Source organism: Methanoculleus frigidifontis (genome assembly GCF_030464345.1).
GTDB classification, from domain to species: domain Archaea; phylum Halobacteriota; class Methanomicrobia; order Methanomicrobiales; family Methanoculleaceae; genus Methanoculleus_A; species Methanoculleus_A frigidifontis.
In genome coordinates this window covers 68,756-77,756 of the sequence record NZ_VCYH01000012.1, presented here as the reverse complement: position 1 = coordinate 77,756, position 9,001 = coordinate 68,756, and the positions used below count along the sequence as shown (strand labels likewise).

Below are 9,001 nucleotides of genomic sequence, written 5' to 3'. Positions count from 1 at the left end.
CCTGAAAGAACGGCGGAAACAGGGGCTCTTCTCTCACACCCTGCCGGGATGATATGGATAGAATTATGAAGACAGGTGGGGAAAATTATTCCGCCACTTCTGGGGAAAAGTATCCCGCCGTTTACACAGGCGTTCCCGGTTTTGGCCAGGCGTTCCCGGAACAGCCAGACCGTCGAACGGTCAGGGATGGATTCCGGATATCCCAGGAAGTGGCGGAATGAGATCCGGTCGGTCGCCTGACGCTCCAGTTCGGGGTCTGAAAGACCATACCACTGCTGAAGCACCAGCAGTTTGATCATGAGAACAACGTCACAGTTCGGACGACCGCCTCGACCCTCGGCATTGGTGTAGAGGTCGGCAAGCAGAGGACGGAAGGCATCCCAGTCGACCAGACCGCTAACCTCACCCAGCCGATCGCCCAGGGCGGTAAGAGAGGCATATTCGTGCCGAATTATGAAATTGGTAAACGTGCTCATGGGAAAAACGTCGATCCGGGACTATAAAGTACTTTTGATGAGAGGGGTTTTTCGAAATCCTCAAAAGCATCCCGGCAGATACATTGCAAAAATTGCTCCCCCTGACACTCCATCCTTCGTTTTCTGTCTGGCGAGGTCACCAAGAGTGCAGCTGCCAGTTGCAACGACGACTTTTCGCTCAGATACTTGGATTCCACTCTGCTAACCTGCTGAAAAAGTGAGATACTGGCGGAAATTAGTATCAAGAGACAAATTGTTTAGAGTTCCTCCAGCGAGCGAAAAAGAGAGGTGCTATTCAATTGCTATCTCTAACTCTTTCGAACACTCGGACAGGCCATATCGGAGTTGCTGCACCTCCACCACAGCACGGGCAATGTGGGAACCAGACGATAAACTTCCAATATTTACAGTCTTTTTTCCCGGGCCAACTATCCGCTCCACTGGAACACCATCCAAGTAAACAGTGCAGAGCAGCGTACGGTATTTTTTATTGCCTGCAGCTGTCTCAACGTGAAGGGACTGCGAACCATCCTCCTGTAGATTAGACCACAACTCCACGTTTGGCCGCACTCTGCACCGCTTCCAGTCAAACCCGATCACGGAGCCCACCATGATCAACAGGACCAGGGGTGATGCATAGAGCATGTCGTTCTGCATCGCATGCCAGAAATCAAGCGAATTTGGAACGCCGTCACCATCGACATCTTCCGCCCAACACGATGCGTTTGACGCTGCAAGGTATGCACCGTAATAGTCCTCGTCAGAGAGGAGAGCCCGAGCGACTTTAAGTTCCATCTCGGCACCTTCCGGATTAAACGCTCTATTCTCCTCGATCTTCGATTCTGCTTCCACAATTAGAGCAGGGGCGAGTGGAGACAGAGGCACGTCGAAATGGATAGGATCATATGGCACCTCAACGGCCTTCTGATAGAGATCAAATCCGGGTGCTTTTACCTCCATGAGATACGTGCCTTGAGGGAATTCCCCCTGGTAGCTCCCCGTTCCAAGCAACCTGCCGTCCAGAAAAATTTCCCCCTCCGAGGGAGAAGCCAAGACTGATATCGTGCCATTTTTTCCCTCAAGAGCGTGATTGAATACCCGAATCTCCCCTGCCTGGATCTCGAAAGGAGAAGACCAATTGTGATAGCCGTATTTTGTCAGGCGGAGTGTATGACTTCCAGGCTCGACCGCCTCGAGCGTCATCTCCGAAAGACCATAGTATTCATCATCAAGGTAAACCGAAGCCTCATCCGGGCTGCAGTTGACGACAACGGTCCCTGTTGTGGGCAGAAGCTCAAACTCATGCGATAAATGTAGCGTGTCACCGTCTTCTACATCCATTGAGTACAATCCCGGCTGATATCCATCAAGGTTCAGGCTTACCGAGTGATGCCCCTCGGGGATTTCTTTGATAATTGTATTTGATTTACCCTTATACAACCCGTCAATGTAGATCTTTGCACCTTCAGGTGTTGTGAGCACAGCAAGGGAACCCACCTTTTGTTTCAGGTCGAGGTGGGCAAATGCCCTTTCTCCAGCCGTTACAAGCACATTGATCTCCGCATCACGATATCCCGGGAGGGTGACTTTTACAGAATGGATCCCTGGGATGATACCTAGGATACGGCGATTGGTGAGTTTACCCGTTGAAACGCCATCGATATAGATCTCAGCCCCATTCGGTTCGGAAGAAACTGCAATCTCTCCATAAACAGGCCCATCGTCACTTTCTGCCGAAACAATGCAGCTGTGTGCAGACAGAATGGCAGCACAGACAAATACTAGGATCCATCGTCGTGGGTATATTATCATATTAGCCCCTGTGTGCTCCCTGCTGAGAGAAAGGTCTGGTTCACCGCTGCAGTGCTGTTGCCATCCATGTTTTCGAGAAACAGGGCGTACATTCCGGATTCTCTAATATGGATGGTTACATTCTGACCTTCAATCTCTGAATCCACTCGCAGCCAGCTGTATGACAGATCTGTTGTATGGCCAACAAACAGCTGTTCTGGCTGTGATTCATTGAGAATGAACACCAATTTTGCTTCAGGGGGAAATGCCAGGTTTTCCGGCTCGATGGCATAATATTTATCGTTGTACGTTGTCCAGGCAGGATCGCCAAATTCACCCTCTGAATAGATTCTGAGCCGAACGGTATCGGCCACGCCATCCGGCAGCGACGATCCATTAATGAGCAACTCTGCTCCACCATCATCGGAGATGTGACTGACCTGTTGACTGCCCTCTGATGCGGCTCCAAGGATAGATGTTGGCAATCCAAACGAAATTGCTGCTACAATCCCCACAATAACCAACCCGGCGATTGCAATAATTGGGAGCAGTTTTTTTATTTTTAAGGTGGAATCAAAGTCGTTGCTGTGAGGATTCGGGCTCGGATCCTTGCCGGAGTTTGGCTGAATTGGAACTGCATGAGGATTGTCAGTTATTGGAGCGGCATACACACCATTTCGAGGAGTAACCTCATAGCGCCCTCGTATATCTCTCTCGACATCCTGAAGTTCCTTGGCATATGATGACAGTCGTTGCAGGATACTTCTCTTTGTGCTTTCGTCTAACTTTACCAGAACTGGCTTGGCAGTTTTAAAGAATCGCAGAAATTCTTCCGCCGGTAGTTTATAGACACACCTTTCAAAATCTCCAATATCAAAGGCACTTGAAAGGTAACGCTCCAGATAGGAACGATCAGCACTTTCTACAGTAGTACGTACGGCATCGTCAATCGAGATTTTGATCTTCAACGGTATATTCTCCCGCTCAAGTGCGCGATGATACTCAACTCTTTGCGTTGAGTTCATCTTACGTCGAACGGCCACACTTATTTCCCTGTGGTATTCTTCTTTCGAAGAAATGGAAGGCCTATTTCTGGTAGACTGAAGTTCTTTATTAACAAGTACTGCCATTTCCCCTGAGCGCTGATAGAAGGACTTTTCCGGAACATCGATGATCCCTGAATCCAGATCGGCAACTTTCTGGCCGAAAGGTTTTATTGGAAGAACCCAGAGGTCAAAGGGATTTTTCCGATCGACGATATCTCTACCAACGGCAAACCGGTACCCGAGATAGAGGATTGGCTGCATGCTCTCAAGTATTCTCGATACAAGCGAGGCAGAGCATGCCATTCGTTTTGTCGTGGCATAAGCAGGTTTTTGGGCGACTATCCTACCGACGAGATACTGAAGGATACCATCATCGTTTGGTTGGCGGCTCGGGATGGTACTTCTCCCGGCACTGAGTGAACTTGCAGAGCATTCCCAGTCATCGGAGTCAATCGACCGGAAGAACGATGCATCGTTTCCGATACTGAGAATAGTATACTTCGCATCTGCAGTTACCGTGCGCACGGTTCGGAAAAACTCCCTCACGGCGGAGGAACCGAACGAACGAAGTGGATATTCCACAATCACAATCAGCATATCCTGCCGTTGTCCTGCTTTTTGAACATTAACCGCCGAACCGAAGATCATCTTGTCGCGATCCGATTCTGCATACAGTGCGACGGAACCCTCGGCAAGGAGAGCCGCAAGATCGCCGTACTGCTTTAATTCTCCCTGAATGTACTTCCCATCCGGTGCATACATTCCATGCTGTGGCGTCATTTCAAGCCTCCAAGGTTGGTCGTCTGTTCAGGAACCAAAACTGACCACCTCCCCAAATCTCCATGGAACCAGTTGGGATGGGGCCTGTTCATCAGCAGCCAACGGATTCGGCTCTGCCGTTGCATCCGCGCTAACAGCATAGAACGACAGAGAAATATCATTCAGCATGTTAACAAGACTTAAAAAGGAGAGATTTTTCTCCAGGCTTTTAAACAGCGTCTTTTCGATCAATTCAGCCTCGGGAGAATTTTCTGGAATGTCCGAAAGGTTATTCACCCCATCCATCTTTTCCACGAGTCTGCGCAGATCGGGATGTTTATTCAGGAGGATATCCAGCTTTGTAATCACTAGGGCATACTTCTTCTTTCCGCCAAAGATCTTGAACCACACTCCACCTTCGAGATCCATGAGAGTCTTGATGTAGTCTCCAAATTCCCGGGATAGATCTGCCATGCCTTCCCGAGTTAACATTTTTTCACCATCGATAAGGAAGATCACTTTTCCTGACCGCGCAAGATGGCTGTACATGGTGCTCAGAACAAGATCACGGGCGAGGCCGGTACCATAGAGTTTGTCAAGGTGTTGTTCGTTGACTTCCTCTAAAAACTCAGGAGTACCGGATCTTTTTGCAAGATCATCAATAGGTATCTCAAACGCTTCGTTGAGTGCTTCGAGTGAGGTCTTATAAGTGTCAGCATCTATCTTATCATAGTACTCGCCGGCATAATCCAGAATGGTCCACGTCACCGGGCTGACCCTGAATTTTTTTGCTATAATCTGATAGAGACTGAGCTGGTAATTTTCGGTTCGCTTCCAGAGCCCCCTACCGCCGGTGACACCAGCATACAGATCTGTGAGACGCAGGTGCTTTCTGTCATCCGGGTCAGATGAAATGATGACATCATGCGGGAACGCATTTGATTTTTTTGTCATTTGAGCCCACAATCCAAGGAGCAGGTATGTCTTCCCTGATGAACGAGGCCCGAGAATGAACACACTCGACCCCTTGACGCCAACAATCGAATACATCAGGACCGCATAAAACAGGATTGTGATAAGGACCCCGCCACCATAGAAAAAGGTGTTTTGTGCGCTAATTTTACTTACATCCACGGCCGTTCCAACCGTCATTGAGGAGGTCACCGTCATAAAACTGGTCAAAAGGTACCCCAGAATCACCACACATGCAATTGTCAAAAGTGCCTTTGCACTCGTTGCAAGGACATCAAAACGATTTTTAAAGAGAACGTACCCGACAATAACAATACCCAGCACAAAACCCAACCCCAATGCCTCCATCACGATGCACTCATAGGGAAGGAAATGCCAGATTATCGCTCCAAATAGCAGTCCAAAGAGAATGCCATTGTATCTGGAATCAGCAGAAAAAAGCATCCCGAGAGAGATAGCCATGAAGAGTCCACAGACCAGGTCGATGACGAGCTTAACCTCATAGGGAGCACTCATAAACCAGTATACCTGAAACAAATTGATAAAAAGAAATGCAATAAGGACACCGGAAATGATAACTCCCAGCGTAACTATCATTCTTTTTCTGTTATTAATAATCATCCGCCCCACCTCTTACACAGTTCCTGAGCGGAGAGCATCTTTGATGTTTTTCTCTTCGTATAATGAGAGAACATTGGATTTTGCTCTTCCTCTTACGCTATCATCCTCTTTCTTTTCACTGTCTGCAAACTCTGCTGCAACAGCTAACGTGAGCAGATCTTTTCGGACGACATACTTGCCCTCGTTCAGGAGCAGCACATGGTGGAGAATGTTGTTTTTGTTTTTCTCGTATTTTGCCCAGTATCCGCCTCCGGTCATCAGCGGAGATATATTCTCGAAGAAACTCGCAGCAGCAAAGAAGGTTAACCCAATCTCCCAAGGCTTGCCATAGTTATGTGCAACCACCTTGGTGTGATGCGGCTGATCCAATGCAAGTTCTCTCGAAATCGTGCGACAGATATCCTCATTTACGTTATGGATGCTCTCTGTTGCGTACTGGGACGGAGATGAAACCACAAGTGCGGCCCTTTCAAAAGTCCAGGCCTCGGTCTGCGATTTACCGTAGCTGATAGCAGAACTCTTGATGCCAAGCAGACCGGTATCAATGAGTTTACGATAATTGCTCTTCACTAGGCCAAGGACGCGTTCGAGCTCATCCTGCCCCTCTTCTTTGATGTCAAGGGCGCCCATATCCGCCTGACTGGAGATCAGTGAGAGGACATTCGGATTGATTCCACCATATCTGGTGCGATACTTACCGCGGACGGTATTATCACCATTCTGACGTTTCTTTTCGATGGTAGCAAGGCTTTCTGTGAGTCCATTATTATGACGATTAAACAGCCTGCGGTATTTTAGCGTCTCTTCAACGAGGTTATCAATCAGGTTGAACGCCTCTATTCTGTGCGCAATCTCACTGCGGCCGTGATCGATCTGCTCGATCTCACGACGCGATTCTGAGATATTTTCATCGTATTTCCCCTCGCTATTTACAATCTCAACGAGTGTGTCACTTATTGCACTGGCTATCTCCTGCACCCCACTGCAGTCAAAAGCCAACATGAGTTTCTCATACTCGGCATAATCCAGTTCCTCAAATTTCAGGGCGGATACTATTGAGTTCGTAATCTCCGTCTTTGTCTGATCCAGATCGACCTCCAGATCCCGTGTGATGAATCCATCCAGAAGTTCGATATTCAGTGGTTCGAGGAAAACTATCGCTGCAGATTTCTGTTCTGCAATTGTCTTCATTCTGTTCAGCATTGCGTTGAGATTTGCTTCGAGGGCATCCATGTCCGGTGCATGTCCGTAGATCAGACCACGCGCCTTATCAAGGAATGACCCGGCACTTGCAGCCGATTGTTTCCGATATTCGTAGAAATAGTACCGAGCGAGCGCTTCTGCAAGTTCTTTTAAGTACTCCAGTCTATCCGGCTGTTGCAGATCTCGCGAGATCAAATCAATCGAGGCCTGCATTTTGGTATATCCGGATTCCACATACCACGCATCCCTGCTCAGACCTCTCCTATTTCTGGGAAGGGATTCGGCAACCAGTTCCTTCAACCTTTGATGCATCTGCTGGAACTCATCGGCTAACTCCTGCTCCTTGATCTGGAAATGCTTCAGATTAGCACGCTGCGTTTCATACGCACTGATCTCTCTCCGGGCATTCCCCAAGGCAGACTGTATACTTGCCTGTGCGTCATCCTGCTGTTGGGAGAACTGGCTGAGCTTATCAGCAGTCTGCTGTTTTCTCTCCTCCAGAGCAGCATCTTCATTCTTGAAAGATGCCCGTTTCGAGATTAACTGACTCAACACATGTGCGAGATCTTCCTCTCCTCGGAGGATCTTTTTCAGAATAACACGGAGCTCATGATCTTTGATCCGGAGAATCCTCTTCTGTAAGATAGCCAAGTGCTCAATCTGCTCCAGAGACTTGGTAATACTACCATACAGGATTTTATCATCTTCGTTTTCAAGGGGTTTGTTCCCCACATCCATAGACCTCTTCAACCTTGAAACGAACTCAATCAGTTTATCATATGTCCTGATCTCCTCGAGGTTCCGGATATCCTCAGGCAGATTATTATTCAGGTGGAGATCAATCTCCAGTGGAGTTTGATATTTAAGCAGCTTTGGGATCTCATTACTCCAGATCTTCTCCAGATTTTGGATCTCCGCTTTTACATAACTGATGTCTTCACCAGTGGTTATGATGTCAGTTTCAAGCATAAGCTGATCTGGATATTTCTGCTGCAATCCGTTCAGTAAATCCTCAACTTTTTTGACGATCTCCTCTCGGTTCCTCCCGAGTTCGGCAAGCTCCGCGATCACCTTTTCGAATTCACCTTTCAGATCCCTGAGCTCTTCGACCGGATACTCAATGACATGTGCGTCAGCGAAGATAAATCCGGAGTAATCTCTCCTTGCATCGATGATATCATAGAAATCTGCTGTAGGTAGATAGAAGGCATTGATCAGAAGATAGGGGAAGGCCAGATCATACTCCACAACTTCCTGTTTTCGGTCTGCACCGTCTCTAAACCCTGTTGGGCCAAGAGACGAGAGAATGCAATAATTAAAGAGTTTCTCACCCGTTAAATTCAGGTACTCCACTTCAGAGAGTGCAATACCGGCATTCAGTTGCTCTTTATCACCCTCAGCGATGGCAGGCAGAACTCCCAAAAGCCAGATTTTGCGTGTCTGTCCAGAGATCCCTTTGATGTATCGCGCCAGATCGATGAACATTCCTGACCCGGTGCCGCCGCCCAAACCGACCACAATCGCGACGTCTCCCTGACCCGAAAACGATGGGAAGTTTGTGTCACCACTCTGTGATACTGCCTTGTAAAACACGGCTTTTGATATTGCCCTGCGTCGGTGGACGCCGCCCCCGAAATCGTCAATAATATTGTTGTCTATCTGGCGAAGATTATCGAAATCAAATCCATTGTCGGGATCGTTCATCCACCAGAAATCTGCATGAGGTTGCCCTCTCCAGTTCTTCACCTGGTCAACAACCGTGGATCCTGTGAGACTCGAGACTCTTCCCACACTTGCGAGATCGGGCAGATAGTAGTACTCCATCTTGACACTCCCGCTTAATCCACTTATCTCGCGCATCATATTCTCGACTTTCTTATTGACCGATTTGGTAGTCTCGATATCACTATTTCTCTGGTTGGAATCGGTATCGAGTACACAAATCTTCAGTGTGCGGTCTTCGTGGAGGTAGTCCTTCAGGAACCAATCGTGTTGGCACAGATTGTAAACTAGTTTCTTTCCGCACCCCCCAATAGCAACAATTGTGAGGTCACTTGGCATTTGAAAGGCCGTTCTTCCCGTTTGGAAGGGCGCTTTTTCCTGAGATAACGCATCTGGATCCATTCGATTCAC

General features: G+C 48.1%; 5 protein-coding genes. All 5 read right to left on the bottom strand.

From position 1 onward, the window contains the following. Nucleotides 1-476: transposase (locus FGU65_RS14525; protein ID WP_301665219.1), on the bottom strand; the 476-nt coding region annotated here is incomplete at its 3' end. A 291-nt stretch (nucleotides 477-767) separates the two neighbouring features. Continuing rightward, nucleotides 768-2,288: a PEGA domain-containing protein gene (locus tag FGU65_RS14520; protein ID WP_301665218.1), complete on the bottom strand. Its 1,521-nt coding sequence runs from the start codon at nucleotides 2,286-2,288 to the stop codon at nucleotides 768-770. Then, nucleotides 2,285-4,093, bottom strand: a complete 1,809-nt coding sequence (locus tag FGU65_RS14515; protein WP_301665217.1) for a hypothetical protein — start codon at nucleotides 4,091-4,093, stop codon at nucleotides 2,285-2,287. Before FGU65_RS14515 ends, FGU65_RS14520 begins: the two co-directional genes overlap by 4 nt. Nucleotides 4,094-4,120: 27 nt before the next feature. Beyond that, nucleotides 4,121-5,665 carry a hypothetical protein gene (locus tag FGU65_RS14510; protein WP_301665216.1) on the bottom strand — a complete coding sequence of 515 codons (1,545 nt, stop codon included), beginning with the start codon at nucleotides 5,663-5,665 and terminating at the stop codon, nucleotides 4,121-4,123. Nucleotides 5,666-5,677: 12 nt separating this feature from the next. Continuing rightward, on the bottom strand, nucleotides 5,678-8,992 hold the full coding sequence (locus tag FGU65_RS14505; protein ID WP_301665215.1) for a tubulin-like doman-containing protein: 3,315 nt from the start codon (nucleotides 8,990-8,992) through the stop codon (nucleotides 5,678-5,680). Nucleotides 8,993-9,001: the final 9 nt, after the last annotated feature.